This window comes from Natrinema pallidum DSM 3751 (assembly GCF_000337615.1).
GTDB classification, from domain to species: Archaea; Halobacteriota; Halobacteria; order Halobacteriales; family Natrialbaceae; genus Natrinema; species Natrinema pallidum.
Window position 1 is genome coordinate 36,862 of record NZ_AOII01000028.1, and the last position, 19,591, is coordinate 56,452.

General features: G+C 65.5%; 19 protein-coding genes and 1 pseudogene. 14 read left to right on the forward strand and 6 right to left on the reverse strand.

The window, feature by feature from the left end:
• Nucleotides 1-268 precede the first annotated feature (268 nt).
• Nucleotides 269-1,594, reverse strand: a complete 1,326-nt coding sequence (locus C487_RS03695) for an FAD-dependent oxidoreductase (protein WP_006184329.1) — start codon at nt 1,592-1,594, stop codon at nt 269-271.
• Between the two features lie 123 nt (nt 1,595-1,717).
• Here C487_RS03695 and C487_RS03700 point away from each other — a divergent pair, with 123 nt between their 5' ends.
• The 4 genes from C487_RS03700 to C487_RS21960 all read left to right on the forward strand — a co-directional run bounded on the left by C487_RS03700 (nt 1,718) and on the right by C487_RS21960 (nt 4,023).
• Entirely contained in the window at nt 1,718-2,005 is a 288-nt protein-coding gene (locus C487_RS03700; protein ID WP_006184330.1) for a DUF357 domain-containing protein, read from the forward strand.
• Between the two features lie 216 nt (nt 2,006-2,221).
• Nucleotides 2,222-3,202, forward strand: a complete 981-nt coding sequence (locus C487_RS03705; RefSeq protein WP_006184331.1) for a transcription initiation factor IIB — start codon at nt 2,222-2,224, stop codon at nt 3,200-3,202.
• A 110-nt stretch (nt 3,203-3,312) separates the two neighbouring features.
• Complete coding sequence (locus C487_RS03710) at nt 3,313-3,492, forward strand: DUF7836 family putative zinc-binding protein (protein ID WP_006184332.1); 180 nt, start codon at nt 3,313-3,315, stop codon at nt 3,490-3,492.
• Between the two features lie 285 nt (nt 3,493-3,777).
• Nucleotides 3,778-4,023 carry a UPF0058 family protein gene (locus tag C487_RS21960; protein ID WP_006184333.1) on the forward strand — a complete coding sequence of 82 codons (246 nt, stop codon included), beginning with the start codon at nt 3,778-3,780 and terminating at the stop codon, nt 4,021-4,023.
• Between the two features lie 173 nt (nt 4,024-4,196).
• On the opposite strand, the gene C487_RS03715 is transcribed toward C487_RS21960, so the two are convergent.
• A complete protein-coding gene (locus C487_RS03715; RefSeq protein ID WP_049907877.1) occupies nt 4,197-4,667 on the reverse strand; it encodes a DUF555 domain-containing protein in 471 nt (156 codons plus the stop codon).
• A gap of 142 nt (nt 4,668-4,809) precedes the next feature.
• Here C487_RS03715 and C487_RS03720 point away from each other — a divergent pair, with 142 nt between their 5' ends.
• A complete protein-coding gene (locus tag C487_RS03720; protein WP_006184335.1) occupies nt 4,810-5,691 on the forward strand; it encodes a DNA-3-methyladenine glycosylase family protein in 882 nt (293 codons plus the stop codon).
• 40 nt (nt 5,692-5,731) lie between these two features.
• Here C487_RS03720 and C487_RS03725 read toward each other — a convergent pair whose 3' ends face one another.
• Complete coding sequence (locus tag C487_RS03725; protein WP_006184336.1) at nt 5,732-6,946, reverse strand: COG1361 family protein; 1,215 nt, start codon at nt 6,944-6,946, stop codon at nt 5,732-5,734.
• A gap of 309 nt (nt 6,947-7,255) precedes the next feature.
• Between C487_RS03725 and C487_RS03730 the strand changes: the two genes are divergently transcribed.
• Entirely contained in the window at nt 7,256-7,534 is a 279-nt protein-coding gene (locus C487_RS03730) for an acylphosphatase (protein WP_006184337.1), read from the forward strand.
• Nucleotides 7,535-7,753: 219 nt separating this feature from the next.
• Here C487_RS03730 and C487_RS03735 read toward each other — a convergent pair whose 3' ends face one another.
• Nucleotides 7,754-8,251 carry a hypothetical protein gene (locus C487_RS03735; RefSeq protein WP_006184338.1) on the reverse strand — a complete coding sequence of 166 codons (498 nt, stop codon included), beginning with the start codon at nt 8,249-8,251 and terminating at the stop codon, nt 7,754-7,756.
• A gap of 99 nt (nt 8,252-8,350) precedes the next feature.
• Between C487_RS03735 and C487_RS03740 the strand changes: the two genes are divergently transcribed.
• The 7 genes from C487_RS03740 (at nt 8,351) to C487_RS03770 (ending at nt 18,040) form a co-directional block, all read left to right on the forward strand.
• Nucleotides 8,351-9,778, forward strand: a complete 1,428-nt coding sequence (locus C487_RS03740) for a bifunctional ADP-dependent NAD(P)H-hydrate dehydratase/NAD(P)H-hydrate epimerase (protein WP_006184339.1) — start codon at nt 8,351-8,353, stop codon at nt 9,776-9,778.
• The gene (moaC, locus tag C487_RS03745; protein ID WP_152422463.1) at nt 9,771-10,277 is read left to right on the forward strand and encodes a cyclic pyranopterin monophosphate synthase MoaC; all 507 of its coding nucleotides are present in this window, start codon (nt 9,771-9,773) and stop codon (nt 10,275-10,277) included. Before C487_RS03740 ends, moaC begins: the two co-directional genes overlap by 8 nt.
• A 13-nt stretch (nt 10,278-10,290) precedes the next feature.
• Nucleotides 10,291-11,319 carry an NAD(P)H-dependent flavin oxidoreductase gene (locus tag C487_RS03750; RefSeq protein WP_006184341.1) on the forward strand — a complete coding sequence of 343 codons (1,029 nt, stop codon included), beginning with the start codon at nt 10,291-10,293 and terminating at the stop codon, nt 11,317-11,319.
• 270 nt (nt 11,320-11,589) lie between these two features.
• On the forward strand, nt 11,590-12,768 hold the full coding sequence (locus C487_RS03755; RefSeq protein ID WP_006184342.1) for a sugar phosphate nucleotidyltransferase: 1,179 nt from the start codon (nt 11,590-11,592) through the stop codon (nt 12,766-12,768).
• Nucleotides 12,769-12,770: 2 nt separating this feature from the next.
• Nucleotides 12,771-14,573, forward strand: a complete 1,803-nt coding sequence (glmS, locus tag C487_RS03760; RefSeq protein ID WP_006184343.1) for a glutamine--fructose-6-phosphate transaminase (isomerizing) — start codon at nt 12,771-12,773, stop codon at nt 14,571-14,573.
• Between the two features lie 77 nt (nt 14,574-14,650).
• Nucleotides 14,651-15,478 (forward strand): undecaprenyl-diphosphate phosphatase, encoded by an 828-nt coding sequence (locus tag C487_RS03765; protein WP_006184344.1) that lies wholly within the window; start codon nt 14,651-14,653, stop codon nt 15,476-15,478.
• A gap of 105 nt (nt 15,479-15,583) precedes the next feature.
• On the forward strand, nt 15,584-18,040 hold the full coding sequence (locus tag C487_RS03770) for a hypothetical protein (RefSeq protein WP_006184345.1): 2,457 nt from the start codon (nt 15,584-15,586) through the stop codon (nt 18,038-18,040).
• Between the two features lie 13 nt (nt 18,041-18,053).
• Here the strand turns inward: C487_RS03770 and C487_RS03775 are convergent, their stop codons facing one another.
• Nucleotides 18,054-18,467, reverse strand: a complete 414-nt coding sequence (locus C487_RS03775; protein WP_241431060.1) for a hypothetical protein — start codon at nt 18,465-18,467, stop codon at nt 18,054-18,056.
• A 238-nt stretch (nt 18,468-18,705) separates the two neighbouring features.
• Between C487_RS03775 and C487_RS03780 the strand changes: the two genes are divergently transcribed.
• Nucleotides 18,706-18,966 (forward strand): winged-helix domain-containing protein, encoded by a 261-nt coding sequence (locus C487_RS03780; protein WP_006184347.1) that lies wholly within the window; start codon nt 18,706-18,708, stop codon nt 18,964-18,966.
• 10 nt (nt 18,967-18,976) lie between these two features.
• Here the strand turns inward: C487_RS03780 and C487_RS19250 are convergent.
• Nucleotides 18,977-19,480 (reverse strand): annotated as a pseudogene (locus C487_RS19250) (glycosyltransferase); the annotation flags it as partial.
• Nucleotides 19,481-19,591: the final 111 nt, after the last annotated feature.

Genomic DNA, 19,591 nt, shown 5'->3' on the forward strand with positions numbered 1-19,591 from the left:
GTCGACGTACTAAGCGGTCTTGAATACTCATTCAAGAGAGAATACAGTGATCGTCTCATATAGGGGTATTGGTTTCTCACCGTGTCCCGACAGTGTGCTCGCTGGATAGGGGGCTATCGAGCGCGCTGTCGTTTCGACGACGGACCGCGAGCGAGACCACACGGGAACCGGACGGCGATCGGCAGAACGGAGGAGGAGCCGAAACCGACGGGAATCAGTTCGTACGGTGACGGATAATAGTCGACGACTGCGCCGAGCGGACCCGCCCTCAGTCGTCCGCCGCGGCCGGCTCGACTTCTTCCCCACTCGAGTCGGCTCGCTCGAGGTCGTCGAGGTACTCGTCGGCGTCGAGGGCCGCCTTCGAGCCCATGCCGGCGGCGGTCACAGCCTGCTGGTAGTGGTAGTCGACGACATCGCCCGCGCCGAAGATACCGGAGACGTCGGTTTCGGTCTGGTTGCCGCCGTCGCCGCCGTTGGTCTTCAGGTATCCGTCGTCGTCGGTTTCGACGCCGGTGTCCTCGAGATAGTCGGTGTTCGGCGTGTGTCCGATCGCGAAGAAGACCGCCCCAACGTCGAAGTCGAACTCCTCGGTCCCGGGGTCGTCGAGGCGGTCGGTGGGATGACCTTTGTCGTTCTCGACGAGAGTGACGTGATCGACGCCGTCCTCCTGGGAGCCGTGGATCTCGGTCAGTTCGGTGTTTTTCATGATTTCGATCTCACCGTCCTCGACCTTCTCGTGGACGCGATCGACCCAGTAGTCCTCGGCGCGGAACTCCTCGCGGCGGTGGGCGATGTAGACGGTGTCGGCGAACTTCGTCAGGAAGGTCGCTTCCTCCATGGCGGCATCGCCGCCGCCGACGACCAGCATATCCTCGCCGCGGAAGAACGCGCCGTCACAGGTCGCACACGTCGAGAGGCCGTAGCCCATGAGCTCGTCTTCCCCGGGGATACCGAGCGTGCGGGCGCTCGCACCCGAGGCGGCGATGACGGCATCGGCGGTGTAGACATCGCCGTCTTTCATCTCGACGCGGAACGGTCGGCTCGAGTCATCGACGGATTCGATGATCCCGTTTTTCAATTCGGCCCCGAACTGTGTGGCCTGCTCTTTCATGTTGTTGACGAGTTCCGGACCGCCGATCCCCTCGGGGAAGCCGGGGTAGTTGGCGACATCGGTAGTCAGGGTGAGTTGGCCACCGGGCTCATCGCCCTCGATAACGAGCGGCTCGTTGTTCGAGCGCCCGGCGTAGATGGCGGCGGTGAGGCCGGCGATGCCGGTACCGGCGATGACGAGTTTGCGGTGTTCGACGATCCCATCGTCGTTGTCCTCGGCGATGCCCAGCTTTTCGTCGAGTTCGCCGGTCTCGTTGAGCGCGCTGGTGTCGTCCCAGCCGCCGATGAGTTCGTCGTCGATGAACACTTCGGGGGCCGTCTTGCGGCCGTTCGCACGCTCGACCATCTCCTCGAAGCGGTCGTCGTCGTCGGTGACGTTGTAGGTCTCGTACTCGATGCCTTTGCTATCGAAGAGGTCCGTGGCCTTCTCACAGTATGGACAGTCCGTCTTGGTATAAATCTCGACGCGTGGCTGGTCGCTCATGTCCCTTATTTCGGATAGAGCGCCTAAACGCCTTGCGCTCTCAGCAATCTCTCCCCCTTACTGTGCCGGGCCGATCGCCACCGACGCCGACGCACTTACGGGGCAGAGCGACGAGAGTCGACCATGGCTGCCGATCTCGAGGAGAAGACGAACCGCTATGGCGAACTGCTCACTGACGCGCTCGAGGCGGCGACGATCGCGCCGCCCGAGGGGACTCCGATGGCGGACGCTGCCGCCGACTGCTACGAGATGGCGGCGTCCTATCTGGAGGACGGCAATCACTTCCGGGAGCAGGACGATCCCGTCAATGCACTCGCATCGTTTTCGTACGGGCACGCGTGGCTCGACGCCGGGGCCCGCATCGGGTTGTTCGACGTACCGAAGGATGGCCACCTTTTTACCGTCGAGTAGCGCGGCCCGTTCGCCGGGAAAGGGCCGACCTCTCACTGCACTATTTCAAACGATTAATGAGTATATAACCGGAACCTATATAACAGAAAATTCGGGCAATTTATAAAATAGCCGAAACCTTTATATGCCTTACGGCCTTACCCTATGTTAGGCGAGGCGACCGGGTTTCTTCTGGTTACCCCACCCGGGAGCCCCGAGTAACCCACCCGATACACTATGACAGACACAAGCATCCGAACCTATACGAACGAGCGGGAGACCGAAATCGAGGAGGAAAACACGGCGGTATCCGACGAACAGGAACACTGCCCCGAATGTGGCGGACGCCTGATCTCGGACGATGAACACGCGGAGACGGTCTGTACGGACTGTGGTCTCGTCGTCGAGGAAGACGAGATCGACCGCGGCCCCGAGTGGCGTGCGTTCGACGCCGCCGAGAAAGACGAGAAGTCCCGCGTCGGTGCACCGACGACGAACATGATGCACGACCAGGGACTCTCGACGAACATCGGCTGGCAGGACAAGGACGCCTACGGCCGGTCGCTCTCGAGTCGCCAGCGCCAGAAGATGCAGCGCCTACGCACGTGGAACGAGCGCTTCCGCACTCGCGACTCCAAGGAACGGAACCTGAAGCAAGCGCTCGGCGAGATCGATCGGATGGCCAGCGCGCTCGGTCTCCCGGAGAACGTCCGCGAGACCGCGTCGGTCATCTATCGACGCGCACTCGAGGAGGACTTGCTTCCGGGGCGCTCGATCGAGGGCGTCGCGACGTCCTCGTTGTACGCCGCCGCTCGCCAGGCCGGGACGCCGCGCAGTCTCGACGAAATCTCCGCGGTTTCCCGCGTCGAGAAGATGGAACTGACCCGTACGTACCGCTATATCATCCGGGAACTCGGTCTCGAGGTTAAACCGGCCGATCCCGAACACTACGTACCGCGGTTCGTCAGCGATCTCGACCTCTCCGACGAGACCGAGCGCATGGCCCGCGAACTGCTCGAATCGGCCCGTCAGGAGGGCGTCCACAGCGGGAAGTCCCCGGTCGGCCTCGCCGCAGCAGCGGTGTACGCCGCCGCCCTGCTGACCAACGAGAAGGTTACCCAAAACGAGGTCAGCGAGGTCGCGAGCATCTCCGAAGTGACCATCCGGAACCGGTACAAGGAACTGCTCGAGGCCTCGGACACGGCCGCACCTGCCTAAATCGGCCGAGTCTGCGGTCGTGTCTGTCGCGTCGCGATGACGCGGGGGGTCTTTTTCGGTTGTATGGAACCGCGGCAACGTTTTTCACCACTCATGTGAAAGAATGTGACATGGATAGAACGACCGTCCAACTGTTGTGTCCCGAGTGTACGAAGGACTGGCGGACGTCTCCGGACGACCTCCCTGCGGCCGCCGAGATGTTTCACTGTCCGAACTGTCATGCCTCCCGTCGGACCGCTGAGTTCATGCGAACCGACCGTGATCTACAGACGCTGAAACAGCTCGGGTAGTGTCGAAATCACCCCCGATCTGATACCTAACAGATATTTTCACACCGTCGTTCCAGTAGTAGCCACGGTTTAACTCTCCGAACGCAGCGTATCGGAAGCTGGAGAGAAAGAAAATATTACACACATAAATAGAGTTATAACCCCACGGAGTCCCGTGGTTTCACTCCTTTAGGGACGGCATTCGAATCTTCTTCACGGATGACACACCACACATATGACATTGTATGTGTGTTAACGCGACTCAAGATAATAATATAACCCTGCAGTGGATAGGACGAGATGGTTATGAAGAAGCAGGAGCTCATTCACCTTCACGGCCTTCTCGCGGAGGTATCCAATCAGTGTGCAGCGTGGGAAGACTGTCAGATCGATCTCGAAGAGTACGAGTCGCGGGGTATTCGGCCGACATCGATCCATAAATCGAAAACCGACCACAAAGCCGCTGNGGGAAGGGGAGCAGGAAGCAGTCGCCGCAACTGCAGACTGAGCAACTCGTCGCATCCTCCGATAGATCGCTATACTGACCAGTGAGACGTATCGCCGTCACTCGTCCAGCCGTCTCGGTTGGCGGCGACCGCCGACCACGACGAGCCGACGCTATCGACCGGGGGCACCGTACTCGCCGTTCAGTAGGTGGCTGCTACGAGGCGTCAGAACTCGTTCGGACGGGCCGACTATCCGATCGACGGGGCTGACGGGCGGACTTACTCGACGAGGTCCTCGAACTCGGGAAGGATCTCCTCGTCGTCTTCCCCGTCGGCGTCCGAGGCACCGGCCGCGTCGACTTGCTCGTCCGCGTGCTCGGCGTCCCCCGTCTCCGACGCCTCGTCGCCGTCCTCGTCTTCCAGGACATCGACCCGTTCGACCTCGAGTGGGATATTCTCGAGGAGCTGGCCGATCTCTTTCCGGGCAATACGCGAGGCGTGTTCCTCGCGCTCGACGTTGAAGACGGTCATCTCCAGTTCGAGCGCGACGAGCGCTTCGTCGGCCGCGATGAACGCGGGCGGCAGTTCCTCGCCCGACGGCGAGGTCCGCTCGCCCATGTTGATCTCGACGTAATTGAGGTCAGGGTTCAGCATCTCGCCCGTCTTCGAGATGGCGATACGGATCGCCTCGTCCTCCGTTTCAACGTCGAATACCGGCACGGCAGCTTCGACGACGACCCTGCAATTCATGTATAGACGTTGTATCGCATACAGTAAGAAGGTTCGCCTCGTGGCGGCCGGGCCGTCGCTACGGGCCGTCTCCGTTCGGCGGCTGCCCCACGGCGGATCGCTTCGAAAGGCAAAGGACCCACACGCCCGAAGGGGCGTCCGAATGGAGACGGGGACCATCCCGATCGACGATCTCGGTGGCGGACTCGACCTGTATCGAACGCTCGAGAGCGGCCAGAGCTACCTCTGGCGGCGCGGGGACGGCGAGATGTATACCGACACGCCGGCCCCCGGCGCGTGGTACGCGACGGTCGTCGACGGCGAGGTGATCCGCGTTCGGACCCGCGACGGTCGCCTCGAGTGGGAATCGACGGCCGACGCCGAGCCGACCGTGCGTCGCCTATTGCGCCTCGAGGACGATCTCGAGGCGATCGCCGCGGCCGGGCCGGACGATCCGTTGCTTCGGGAGGCCTACGAGGCCCATCCCGGAATGCGACTCGTTCGGGACCCGCCGTTTGGCTGTCTGATCTCGTTTATCTGCTCGGCACAAATGCGGGTCGGCCGCATTCATACCATGGTCACGGCGCTGGCTCGGGAATACGGCAGTCCGATCACGTTCGACGGGGCGACCTATCACGCGTTTCCGACGCCGGACCAGCTCGCGACTGCGACCGAGGCCGAACTCCGCGACCTCGGGTTGGGGTATCGTGCTCCCTACGTCGTCCGGACCGCCGAGATGGTCGCGGGCGGCAAAGCCCATCCGGCCGACGCCCGCGACCTCGAGTACGAAGCCGCGCGGGAGTTCCTGACGCAGTTCGTCGGGGTCGGCGACAAGGTAGCCGACTGCGTGCTCCTGTTCTCGCTGGGGTTCGACGAGGCCGTCCCGCTGGATACGTGGATCAAGTCGGCGGTCGAGGAGTACTATCCCGAGTGCGATCGCGGCTCCTACGCCGAGACCTCGCGGGCGCTTCGCGACCGCCTCGGCGGTGAGTACGCCGGCTACGCACAGACGTACGTCTTTCACCACCTCAGAACGGGTACATAACACGGGACGGCGAGGGGCCGTCGTTACCGCCCTGGATCACTTATCGATTCCACTGGCGATAGCCGAGGAACGAGATCCCACCGAGGCCGAGAAGGACGATTACCGCCCCGAACACCGATCCCGCGCCCGACGCGCCGGCGGCGATAATCGACTGTCCGCCGATGGAAGCGATATCGGACTCGGTCGCAGTCGCGCCGGTGATTTCGATCGTCCGGGTCGACCGATTCCTGCGGTCGTCGATCGTGTACGCCGCCTCGATCTCAGCAGTCCCGGTCAGCGCCTCGTCGATGGGAATGGACACCGTTTCGGCCGAAGCGGCGTCGACGGTCTCGATCGTCGCGCCCGGCAACTGCTCGCTATCCGTTTGTCCCGAGATGCTTACGTCGTCGATCGGAGCGTTCCCCCGGTTGGTGACGCGATACTGCAGCACCGTCGATTCGTTGCGCTCGAGAACCGAGGCGTACAGATCGACGTCCTCACGCAGCGGTTCGACTCGAATCGGTTGGACGGCTTCCACTCGGTTGCCATCGTCGTATTCCAATGCGGCTTCGAGGCGGTCTGGACCGGGTTCATCGGCTCGGAACCGGAAATCGAAGGTCGTCATGTTCCCACCCTCGAGCGTCGGGTGGATTCGAGTCGGTTCTTCGACGGCCCCCTCGCTGTCGAGGTGTGCGACGAGGTCGGTCAGGGCCTCGTCATCGCCGTTCGAAACCGTGACCGTCACCGGGACCTCGGTGCCGGCGACTGCGCGGTCGGCGTCGATCCGGAGCCGCGGGTCCGTCGTCGAGTCCGATGACGGTTCGGAGACGCTGACGTACACGGGCCGCTCGATGACACCGACCTGCTCGGTGTTCCCGTCGGCGTCTTCCTTGATGCCGCGTACTTTGACGATGAGTCGTTTTTCGCCCGCCGTGTCGAACGTCGTCTGGAGGGGCACGTCGATGGTCTCCCCGGAGGCGATCGAGCCGAGATCGTCGGCTTCGTCGACCTTGCCTCGGTCGGGAGCCTCGAGAACGACCTGTGTGACCTGGAACCCGCCGTCGTGTCCGCTCGAGTGTCGAATCGTCGGTGTGACCGTGATGGCATCGTCAGTCGTCGGCTCGTCGTCCGAGACGGCGATGTCCGACACGGTGACGTAGACGTTCGAGGAGGAGGCGGTGACGGCTCCCGCCCCGCCGAGCAGCGAACAGCAGAGCAGTCCAGCAACGAGCAGCGTCAGTAATCGGGTCGAACCGCTTCGTTTCGATCGTGGCATACGACTTTTAGGCCCACCTAAAACTACTTACGTCTTACTATTTAGGCCAGCCTAAAAGACAGCGCGTCCGTCTTTTGCGACGGGTCAACTCCCGAGCGGACGAGACTCGTCGGACCCTCGCATCCGGATTCTGAGGGGCCGAGACGGGAGTGAGCACAAAGACGAGGAACTCCCGTCGACCGTATCGGTCGAAACAATCCCCTCACGATGCCGTCCAGCTACCGAAATGGGCGGTCGAGGCATCGCCGTTACTTCCGCCATGTAGTGATCGGAAGCGGCTTTTTTACGGTCGCGGTCAATGCCACTCATATGGCGACACGAACCCGTGCACACGTTTTCGTTTCGGGGACGGTACAGGGCGTCTACTACCGCGCGAACACCCGTGATACGGCCGCGGAGATGGGCGTCGACGGCTGGGTAAAGAACCTGGACGACGGACGGGTGGAGGCGATCTTCGAGGGGCCGAAGGATGCCGTCGAAGGGATGGTCGAGTGGTGTTACACGGGCAGTCCCGCGGCCGACGTCGACGACGTCACGGTCGAGTACGAGGACCCCCGTGGCGAGGACGGGTTCGAGATCAGGTACTGAGTCAGCCGTCGCTCGGGACGACCGTCGTCACCTCGGCGGAACAACCACCTGAGGCCGATGTCGACGGCAATCGGAAACGAGGTGGTCGGCGTTTCCACGGCGATTTCGGGTTCGGGCGGGCTATCCGACTATCGGACCGGCCGCTGTGGCATACACCGAGGGATCGGTGCCCCCGCGCACGGCCGTGATCGGGCGAGAAACCGTGGGTGTGGGTGGCTCTCACTCGTGCTCCGGAAGCAAGGCCTCGAGCCACGGCGGTTCGTCGGTGTATTTCCACTCGGCCCAGTCGGCCTTCTCGCCGGCGTAGTAGGCGCGGTAGGCGGCCACGGGGTCGTCGGCCTGCCTGTACTCGTCGGGCATCGCCTGCGGACGGGGTGTCGGCTCGTCGGCGGGAAACGAAATCGCGGCGGGGTCGATACGCTCGATCACCTGCCAGGAGGCGTGGTCGTCGTCTTTCCCGTAGCGCTCGACGAACTCCTCGTTCAGCGCCGCGGCGTGCTCCCGCAGGCGGAGCCAGTTCGCGCTGGATTCGGTGGCCCACCTCGTGACGGGGTGGTCGACGTGGGTCGCTCGGTAGAGGAAGTCGGCCTCGTAGCCGTTCTCCCGGGCCGCGGTACAGAGGACCTGCGCGGCCTCGAGCAACAGTTTGTTGACGTGCTGGTCGCAGTGATAGCGCGCGGCGAGTCGCGGGTCCTCGTCGAGCCAGAAGACGTTCATACCGGAGCGCGGGCTCCGAAAGGGATTGAGTCTGCTGCCTACCGATGTTTGCCGGTGATGTCCGCAACGTTGAACGGACGGCCCGTCGAACCCCCAGCCATGATCACAGGCGAGCGAATGGCCGCCGTCGACGCGAACGCCGCGGCGCTGGGTGTGCCGCGAAAGCAGTTGATGGAGTCGAGCGGGCACGCGGTAGCTCGAGCGATCCGTGCGAGCGCTGATCCCGGCGCTCGGGTCGTTATCGTCGCGGGTCGTGGAAACAACGGCGGCGACGCCTTCGTTGCGGCCCGCTTTCTGGACGACTACGACGTGACGACGCTGCTGCTCGGCCGCGCGGAACTGATCGGAACCGAGATCGCTCGCGAGAACTGGGCTGCCCTCGAGCGAGCCGGCTACGACACCCGGGAAACCACCGACTCGAGCGGCTTCGATCTCCCCGACTGCGACGTCGTCGTCGACGCGATGTTGGGGACGGGACTCAGCGGCGATCTCCGAGAGCCAGCGGCGACCGCGGCCGCGGAAATCAACGCGGCCGACGCGACCGTCGTGGCAGTCGACGTCCCTTCCGGCTTCGACGCCGACGGGGGCGACCACGCGGCCAACGGCGTCGAGGCGGACCGCGTCGTCACTTTCCACGACGCGAAACCGGGACTCGAGGACCTCGACGCGGACGTTACCGTCGCGGACATCGGCATCCCGGCCGCGGCGGAGCGGTTCGTCGGGCCCGGCGATATCGCCCTCGCGCGGCCCGACGGTCGCGAGGGGCGGCCGTACGTCATCGGCGGCGGTCCCTACACCGGCGCGCCGGCGTTGGCCGCCCAGGCTGCGCTGCGTGCCAGCGCGGAACTCGCCTTCGTCGCCGCACCCGACGCCGTCGCCGGCGAGATACAGGGCTACGGCGAGGACCTGATCGTCCAGCCCTACGAGAGCGACGTGCTCACGCCCGCGGTGGCCGACGACCTCCTCGAGACCGCCGAGCGCTACGACGACGTCGTCGTCATCGGCCCCGGACTCGGCACCGCCGACGAGACCCGCCAGGCCGTCCGGCAGTTCCTCGCCTCGTACACGGGGCGGGCAGTCGTCGACGCGGACGCCCTCGAGATCGTGCCGTCGGTCGAAACCGACGCGACGCTGGTCTGTACGCCCAACCGGGCCGAACTGGCGCGGATGGGCGGCCCGGACGCGGACGATCTGGCCGCGGCGGCCGACGAGATCGCGTCGTTTGCGGCCGAGTTGGGCCACGTCGTCCTCGCGAAGGGCGCAAACGACGTCATTACCGACGGGGAGCGGACGCGAATCAGCCGGTCCGGAACTCCCGGGATGGCAGTCGGGGGGACCGGCGATACGCTCGCCGGCGTCGTCGCGGCGCTGCTGGAACACGCCGAACCGCTCGACGCCGCCGCGGCGGGCGCACAGGTCAACGGTATCGCGGGCGAACGCCTCGCGGAGACCCAGGAGTTCGGGTTCCTCGCGTCGGAGGTCGCCGAGGAACTGCCGGCGGCCCTCTGGGGTGATCGCGATGCGTGAGGAATCCGAGGACGAGTCGGCGACCGCCGACGAACTGACCCATACCACGGCCGACGGCGACGTCCAGATGGTCGACGTCGGCGACAAACCGGACAGCGAACGCCGTGCCGTCGCCGTCGGGGAGATTCACCTCCGACCGTCGACGATCGAAGCGATCCGGGACGATCGGGTGGGCAAGGGCGACGTACTCGCGACCGCCCGCGTCGGCGCGATTCAGGCGGTCAAGCACACCTGGGAGACGATCCCGATGTGTCACCAGATCCCGATCACGAACGTCGACACCGACTTCTCGCTGGCCGAGGACTGGATCGAACTCCGCGTCGCCGTCGAGACCACCGGCAAAACGGGCTGCGAGATGGAGGCTCTCGAGGGCGTGACGACCGGCCTGAACGTCGTCTGGGACATGGTGAAGGCCATCGAGAAGGACGACGACGGGCAGTATCCGGATACGGGGATCGAGAACGTCCGCGTCCTCGAGAAGGAGAAGCGACGGGCCTGATCCGTCGGCAACGATGACGCTGCAGACCCCACTCTCCGAACTGCTCGAGATCGAGTATCCAATCGTCCAGGCACCGATCGGGAGCGCGACGACTCCCGAACTCGCGGCCGCCGTCTCGAACGCCGGCGGCCTCGGCCATCTCGCGGTTACGTGGCGGGACACAGTGGAAACGCGCGCAGCGATCCGCGACACGCGCGAACTGACCGACGAGCCGTTCGCGGTCAACCTCGTGCTGGACGGCGCGACGACCGTCGTGGACACCGCGGCCCACCTCGAGACGATCCTCGAAGCCGGTGTCGATGTCGTCAGCCTCTCGTTCGGTGATGCCGCCCCCTACGTCGACCGGGTTCACGAGGGGGGCGCGCTCGTCGCACAGACCGTCGGCAGCGCCGAGGCGGCCCGCGTGGCGGTCGACGCGGGCGTCGACATCGTAGTCACGCAGGGGCTCGAGGCCGGCGGCCACGTCCAGAGCGAAGTCGCGACGACGGCGCTGGTTCCCCGCGTCGCCGACGCCGTCGGGGACGACGTCCCGATCGTCGCGGCTGGTGGGATCGCCGACGGCCGGGGAATCGCGGCCGCGCTCGCGCTCGGTGCCGACGGCGCGTGGCTGGGAACGCGGTTCGTGGCGACCGAGGAAGCGGCCGTCCACGACACCTACCAGCGCCGTCTCCGTGAGAGCAACGAGACCGACACCGAGTACACGACCCTCTTCGACAAGGGCTGGCCCGACACGCCGCATCGCGTCCTGCGAAACGAGACGCTCGAGCGGTGGGACGGGGACGGCCGTCCGCCCGCGGGAGAGCGGCCGGGCGAAACCGACATCGTCGCGACCACCGGGGCCGGCGACCGGATCGAGCGCTACGACGAGGCGCTCGCGACGCCGGACATCGACGGCGATATCGAGGCGATGGCGCTGTTTGCGGGACAGAGCGTCGGACTGACCGAGGCCGTCCGCCCCGCCGATAGCGTCGTCGCGACGCTCGCCGCGGAAACGCGGGACACGATCGATGCATTCCCCGGTCGGGGACGGGAGGACAGCTAAGTCGATACCTGCAGGATAGCCGGTGTCCACTGGGCGTTGGGTTCCGTTTTCCTCCTGCGCTCGCCGGTCCGGCCTACGCGGTGTCCAGGGCGCGACTCCACGCGTGACGAGCCGCCCGCACGGCTCGAACGCCGACTCGACGCGTTCGGAATCGGCGGCACCGCCGCGCCGTCAGTCACGGCTGTCGTCGGGTCGCGAGAGACGCGCTAGCGACGGACGCCGCCGATTGAGACACAAGACTCATAAGCCTCGATTACTCTCAATCTCGCTATGACGATCTGTTCTGCGGTAGTTCTCGCGGCGGGAGAGGGGGCCCGCCTCCGGCCGCTGACGAAGTATCGGCCGAAGCCGATGCTTCCCGCAGCGACCAAGCCCATCATCGAATACGTCTTCGATGCGCTCGTCGAGGCCGGCATCACGGAGATCACCGTCGTCGTCGGCTACGGACGGACGCACGTCCAGTCCCATTTCGGATCGACGTACCGCGACGCGAGCCTCGAGTACGTCGGACAGGACAAGCAACTCGGCAGCGGGCACGCCCTGTTGGCGGCCGAGTCCGACGTCTCGGAGCCGCGACTCGTCCTCAACGGCGATCAGCTCGTGGCCCCGCGAATCGTCGAGGACGTCCGCACTGCTCACGACGACGGCGATGCGGTCGCCACGCTCGGACTCATTCGGGACGAGAACGTCGCCGAGTACGGCGGCGTGATCTGTGAGGACGACGGCCACGTCGCCGAGATCGTCGAGCACCCCCACGACGACCGCACCTATCAACTCAACGCGGGCGTCTACGCGTTCGAGCCGGCCATGTTCGAGTACCTCCGCGGCCCGGAACCGCAGTTGCGCGAGTACTCGCTCGTCGACGGCATCGCGAACGCGATCGACGCCGGGGAAACCGTCCGCGGCGTCACCTCCGACGGCATCTGGATCGATGCGACGTACCCGTGGGACCTCCTCGAGGTGACGGCGACGCTCCTCGAGCACGCGGACGGCGTCGAGAGTTCGGTCTCGGCGGATGCGCGGGTCCACGAGTCGGCGACGATCGTCGACCCGGTCGCGATCTCGGCGGACTGCGTCGTCGGCCCCGGCTCCGTCGTCGGCCCGAACGTCGCACTCGGCGAGAACGCGACGGTCGGTGCGAACGCCGTCGTCGAGGACAGCGTCGTCGACGCCGATACGCGCGTGGGGTCGGGAGCGACGCTCGTCGACTGCGTTACCGGTCGCAACGTTCGGGTCGGCCCCGGCTCGACCGTCGTCGGCGGGCCTGGAGACGTCCGCGTCGGTGACCGCGTCCACGAAGCCGAGCGACTGGGCGCGTTGCTCGCCGACCGCGTTCGCGACGGCGGCGGCGTGACCTACGCGCCGGGAACGGTCGTCGGCTCCGATGCCGTCGTCAACGCCGGAACGACCGTTCGGGGGACGATCGAAACCGGGACCGAGGTGCAGTAACGATGTGCGGAATCGTCGGCTACGTCGGCACGACCGACGGACACGACGCCATCGATGTCGTCCTCGACGGGCTCTCGGCGCTCGAGTATCGCGGTTACGATTCCGCCGGCGTGGCCATCCCAACCCCCGAGATGACGGTCTCCAAGGCCGCCGGCGAACTGTCGGCACTCGAGGAAACGGTATCGCGGGACGAACTCGCGGGCGAATCCGTCGGGATCGGGCATACGCGCTGGAGCACGCACGGCGCGCCGTCGGACGGCAACGCCCATCCCCACTGTGACGAGGCGGGTCGGGTCGCCGTCGTCCACAACGGGATCATCGAGAACTACCAGCGACTGCACGACGATCTCGTCGACGCGGGTGTCACGTTCCGCAGCGAAACCGACACCGAAGTCGTCCCCCACCTGATCGGGCGCTATCTCGATCGCGGCGCGGACCCCGAGGAGGCGTTCCGGCTGGCGGTCGATCATCTCGAGGGGAGTTACGCGATCGCCGCGGTTATCGAGGGGTCGGAGACGGTGTACGCGGCGCGCCAGGACTCCCCGCTCGTCGTCGGCCTCGGCGACCGCGGGACGTATCTCGCGAGCGACGTCCCCGCGTTCGTCGAGCACACCGACCGGGTCCGCTACCTGGAGGACGGCGACATCGCCCGGCTGAGTGCCGATTCAGCGGTCGTCACCGACATCGAGGGCCGTCCCGTCGATCGGCCGACGGAAACGGTCGCGTGGGATGCCGAAGACGCGGAGAAAAGCGGCTACGACCACTACATGCTCAAGGAGATCCACGAGCAGCCGTCCGCCCTGCGTCAGTGTCTCCGCGGTCGGATCGACGAACTCGAGGGGACGGTCGATCTCCCGGAACTCGAGGCCATCGATCACGACGGTCCGATGCAGTTCGTCGCGTGTGGAACGTCGTATCACGCGGCGCTGTTCGGGGCGGAGCGACTGCGAAGCGGCGGTGTGGACGCACACGCGTTTCTCGCAAGCGAGTACGCGAGCGATCGCGTCCCGGTCGACGAGGACACGCTCGTCGTCGGCGTCACCCAGAGCGGCGAGACCGCCGACACGCTGCGTGCACTGCGCGAGGCCGACCGCGCCGGCGCGACGACGCTCGCAGTGACGAACACCGTCGCGAGTTCCGCCGCACGGGAGTGTGACCACACCCTCTACATCCGCGCCGGCCCCGAAATCGGCGTCGCGGCGACGAAGACGTTCGCGAGCCAGCAACTCGCCCTCGCGCTGCTGGCGTTCGAACTCGGCGACGAGCCGACGCGGGGGGAACTCGAGGCGCTTCGGGACATCCCCGGCCAGGTCCAGACGGTCCTCGAGACGACGGACGCCCGGGCGATCGCCGAGACGTTCGTCGACGCGGACGCCTACTTCTTCATCGGTCGGGGCTATCACTATCCGGTCGCGCTCGAGGGCGCGCTGAAGATGAAGGAGATCACCTATCGGCACGCGGAAGGGTTCGCCGCTGGGGAACTGAAACACGGGCCGCTCGCGCTCGTAACCGAGCAGACGCCCGTGTTCGCCGTCGTCACCGGCAATGGCGAGACCGCGCGGAAGACGATCGGGAACGTCAAGGAGGTCGAGGCTCGCGACGCGCCCGTCGTGGCGATTACCGACGGCGCGTCCGACGTTGCGCGGTACGCGGACCACGTCCTCGAACTCCCGGCCGTCGACGACCTCGGGGCGTCGGTGCTCGCGAACGTCCAACTCCAACTCGTCGCCTACTGGGTCGCGAACCTGCTCGGCCGCTCGATCGACAAACCGCGGAATCTGGCGAAGAGCGTCACCGTCGAGTGAACCGTGCGAGCGTGTGGTCGCCGAGCCCCACGTCGAATGAGTCCGATTTATGTAGTCGCGTTCTCCCACTTCCACCAGTGACCCGCGCGGAGTTCGTCGTCGCGATACTCGCCGGCATCGTCCAGGGAATCGTCGAGTGGCTTCCCGTCTCGAGCCAGGGGAACCTCTCGCTGTTTCTGACGCTCGCGGGGACCGACCCCGCGAACGCGGTGCAGTTGGCGCTGTTCCTGCAAGTCGGGACGACGCTCTCGGCGACGCTCTACTACCGGGACGATATCGCGACGGCCCTCCGAGCGGTGCCCGGTTGGCGGCCCGGGACGGCCTACCAGGGGGACAACGCCATCCCCTCGTACGTCGTCGTGGCGTCGTTCATGACGGGACTAGTCGGTATCCCGTTGTACCTGACCGCGGTCGATCTGGCCGGCCGGGTCTCGGGCGGCGTCTTCATCGCGCTCATCGGCGTCCTGCTAATCCTCACGGGACTCCTCCAACTGGTTTCGAAGTCGGTCTCGATGGGCGGCCGGGACGCCCCGACGCTGCTCGACTCGATCCTGGTCGGGGCCGTCCAGGGCGTCGCGATCCTGCCGGGAATCTCCCGCTCGGGGACGACGACGAGCGCGTTGCTGTTCCGGAGCTACGATCCGCCGGCGGCGTTCCGGCTTTCCTTCCTGTTGTCGATCCCCGCGACCCTCGGCGCGGCCGCGCTGACCGTCGCGGAAGCCGGCGGCCTGCCGGGCATTTCACCGGGGGCAGCCCTCGTAGCGCTCGGCGTCAGTTCGGTCGTCGGCTACTGGACGATCGACGCCCTCATGCGGGTCGTCGACCGGGTCCCCTTCTGGGTCGTCTGTTTCGGTCTCGGCGGACTCGCGATCGTCGGCGGCGGTGTCGTCTCCGCGTTCGTCTGAGGACCGGCCCGTAACCGGCGACGGATCGAGGGGCCGTCCGATCCGTCGGTCGGCCGTTCGGAGAGAGCGTAACTATCATGGCCTCCTGCCCGAATTTGACTGCCAATGGCCGAGGACAGCGACTCGGGAGCGATCGCCGACGCGACGACATCCTTCTTGGCGGACCGGGAAGACGGTGACCGCGTGCTCGAGACCGTCCTCGCGACCGACGGCGAACACGCCACCTGGACGTTCGACGACATCGAACTTGACTCGGGGACGTTCGGCGAACTCGTTTCGAGTGGCATCGTCGAAAACGCCGACGGCGAGTATCGCGTTGCGGACCCGGCAGTCGTCGAGGCAGCCCTGACGGGGGACGACCTCGAGGCGGACCACGAGACGGAGTCGGCCGACCGCGCGGGCGGACTCGAGCGGGTTCGAAGGGGCGTCGATCCGCGAGCGCTGATCGCGCTGCTCGGGGCGCTGGTCGTCGTCGCCGGTGCCAGATCGACGGCGGTTCGGGCCGTTTTTCGGCACGGACGCGTCGTCTCACCCGGCAACGATCCCTACTACTTCCGCTACTGGATGGAAACGCTGGTCGAGGACGCCTCGGGACCGCTGGACTACGGCGTCCTCGTGGATACGCCGGCCGGCGTCTTCGGAACGCGCCCCTTCGCACACGCGACGAACTGGGTCGTCGCCGAGTTGCTCGGCGGCGGGCAGGGAGCGACCGCGACCGTCGCGGCGTGGCTCCCCGTCGTCGCGTCGGTCGCGCTCGGAGTCGCGATCTACGCGTGTGCCGTCTCGCTGACTCGAGACGCGCGCGTCGGGGTCGCATCCGTCCTCGTCTTCGCCGTCACGCCGATCAACGCGGTGTACACGGGGCTTGGCTTCCTCGATCACCAGTTCCACCAGTACTTCTGGCTCGGCATCACGCTCCTGACGCTGACGCGACTCGCCGTCGATCTCCAGCGGCGACTCGAGACCGGCGGTGACGGGCGGGCGGCCGTTCGCGACCACCTCAGGGCACCCGCGACGTGGCTCGTCGCCGCGGCCTTCGGGCTCTCGGTGACCGCCGGGGTACACGCCTGGGGCGGCTCACCGCTCCTGTTGGTCCCGCTCGCGGGCTACGTCGCGTTACGGGTCGCGATGGACGCTCGAGCCGGTCTGTCACCGATGCGCGCGAACCTACCGCTGTTCGCCGGCCTGGCCGTCGGCAGCGCACTCTCGCTTGCCCTGCACCACCGCTGGGGCTGGCACGCGGAGTTCGTCGCAACGACGCCCGCGCTGGTGCTCGCCGGCTCGATCGCCGTGGCCGCGCTCGGTGAACTGTGGCAGCGGCTATCCGTTCATCTCGGCGGGTTGCTCGCCCTCGAAGGGGGCGTCGCAGCCGCGGGGCTGCTCGCGTTCCGACAGCTACAGCCGGCCGACTGGGCGGCAGCGATGGCTCGCGCTCAGGACCTGTTCGCCCGCGAGGGCGCGACCGAGACGGCCTCGCTGTTCTCGACGGAGTATTTCGTCATCTTCGGGCCGCTCTACCAACTCGGAATGGGGTTTTACATCGCGCTGGCGGTGCTCGGCTGGGTCGCCTGGCTCGTCTCCCGGCGGTACGAACCCGGCTGGTTGCTCGTCGGCACCTACGCGGGGTCCCTCCTCGTACTCGCGGGCATCCAAGTGCGGTTCGCCGGCCAGCTCGCGATTCCGCTGGCCGTCCTCACCGGCCTGGGACTCGTTCGACTGCTCGCCGTCGTCGACCTAGCCAGGCCACCCGTCCCGGTTCGCGATCCGGAACCCGCTCGGCCGGGACGCGCCGACGACGAAGCGGCCATGGCCGCCGATGGCGGCCTCGAGCCGGCGATCGCGATGCCGGACGGCCGACGGCTCGCCTACCTGCTCGGCATCGGCCTGCTCGTCTTTGGGCTGAGCCTCGTCTACGTCCCCAGTCTGACGGCGGACGTGACCTACAGCGAGGCCCAGCTCGAGGCGGTCGACGCGATCGACGACCACGCCGAGGCCGCGAACCGCACCTATCCGGACACCTACGTCCTGAGCGAGTGGGGTGACAACCGGATGTACAACCACTTCATCAACGGCGAGTCACGGAGCTACGGGTACGCCAAGAACAACTACGAGGCGTTCGTCACCAGTCCCGATCCGGACGACTGGTACGACACGTTCAATGGGCGGGTCGGCTACGTCGTCGTAACCGAGTTCGACGACAGGGACATCCCGGACGACAGCGCGCAGGCGCGATTGCTCGAGACCCAGGGCGCAGGCGGGGCCGACACCGACGGACTCGCCCACTACCAGGCGCTCTCCGTCGCCGACGACGTCGCAGCGTTCGCCGTAGTCCCCGGGGCGACGCTCACGGTGTCCGGTGAGCCAGGGACGACCGTGACCGTCGAGACGGATGTCTCCGTCTCGGGCGACACGATCGCGTACGAACGGCGGGCGACGGTCGGCGATGACGGGCAGGCAACGGTGACGGTCCCGTACGCCGGCGAGTACACGGTCGGCGACCGAACGGCGACCGTCACCGAGGCCGACGTACTGGACGGGCGCTCGGTCGCAGTTGGAGCGTAAGCAATCCGCTTTCTCACTCGCCGTCGTCGGACTCGGAGCGTTCCCGTCGTCGCTCGAACGCGTCCGGCTCGGGTCCGCGCTGGGAGACCGTCCCCGGTCCCCGATCGACGACCATCGGCACGGTTTCGTTCTCCGGCCGCGGCTCGACGGGTACCAGCACGCGCACCGCATCGGCCTCGGCCCTGATCTCACGCACGTGGCGCTTGCAGCGCTTCGTCGCCTCGTCGCCGAGGTCGTCGTCCCGCTCGAGGGAGGCGAGTAAGCCGCTCACCAGGCGATCGATCCGGGTAAGCGCCATGCGGTAGCGGGCCGCGCGGTCCTCGGAGCGGTCACTCGACGGTGATCGTGGAGGGCAGTCAGGCTGGTCTGTCGGCGGTTCGTTCGACCGGTCGGAATCAGTGTGATTCCGTGAATTGTCATCTGGCATGGCTTGCGAACGGAAAGACGGAGCCGTTGTGGATTCGTGCCGTACGTCTCTGGTATCGTGTAGTGGATAGTTTCGAGTTCACAGTACACCTCAAATTCATTCAGGAATCCGTACAACTTATATTTTAGCCCATTTCCGCTACTATAGTAGCGTATATAGGCTACAATTCTGCGGAACCAACCCAAGTTAATGCCTGTCTATCGGACACTCCCTTCGAATGCGCCCCCGGCCAGAGTGGATGTCACTAAAAGACGGACTCATCCTCGAGTTTCTCGAGACGCATGATTTGGAATTGCCTGCAAAACCGCTTTATCGGAACCTCAACCGACACGGCCACGAAATCGGCTATTCAACGGTGAGACAGCGGCTTTCCGAACTCGAAGAACACGATCTTATCGAAAAGATCGACGAAGCCGGTTACTATGCGATCACTGAGAAAGGTCAGGCGTACCTCGCCGGGAATGTAAGTATGGATGAATTGACGGTCGAAGAGGATTGAAACTACCCGTTCAAATATTGTCGGCCTCGTTCTTCACGGCCTCCTCATAGATTTCCTGAACTCGGCGAAGCATACGTTCTCGTGTGAATAATTCCTCGACGCGTTCCCTGGCCTGTTTGCCGTATCGCTGCCGAAGGTCTTTATTATTAACCAACGTATTGATCGCCTCGGCCAAAGCTGAGGAGTCGCGCGGTGGGACAGTGAGTCCCGTTTCTCCATCCAGACTAACCCACGGGACGCCTGTCGGCAAGGCAGTATTCACAACTGGAACTTCCCTGGCCATTGCCTCGAGTTGGACAATACCAAAAGCCTCGCTTGGTTCTACGGATGGAAATGCAAAGACATCTGCAGTACGATAGGCGCTTGCAAGTTCTGCGTCGGACACGTATCCCAGAAACTGTATTTGATCGGCGAGTCCACGATTACGAACACGCTTTTCGAGAGACGTTCGACGTTCACCATCGCCAGCTATGAGCAGCGTTGCATCGACATCCCCCATTGCATCGATTAGATACTCGCATGCATCCGTCTTTAGCTAAGACGAGAACCGCGTGACAGCGACGGCTTATCGAGGCTACTTTTCGAGAGGAATGAGGAGGAGAAGTCTGTGCACCACCCTCGCTCC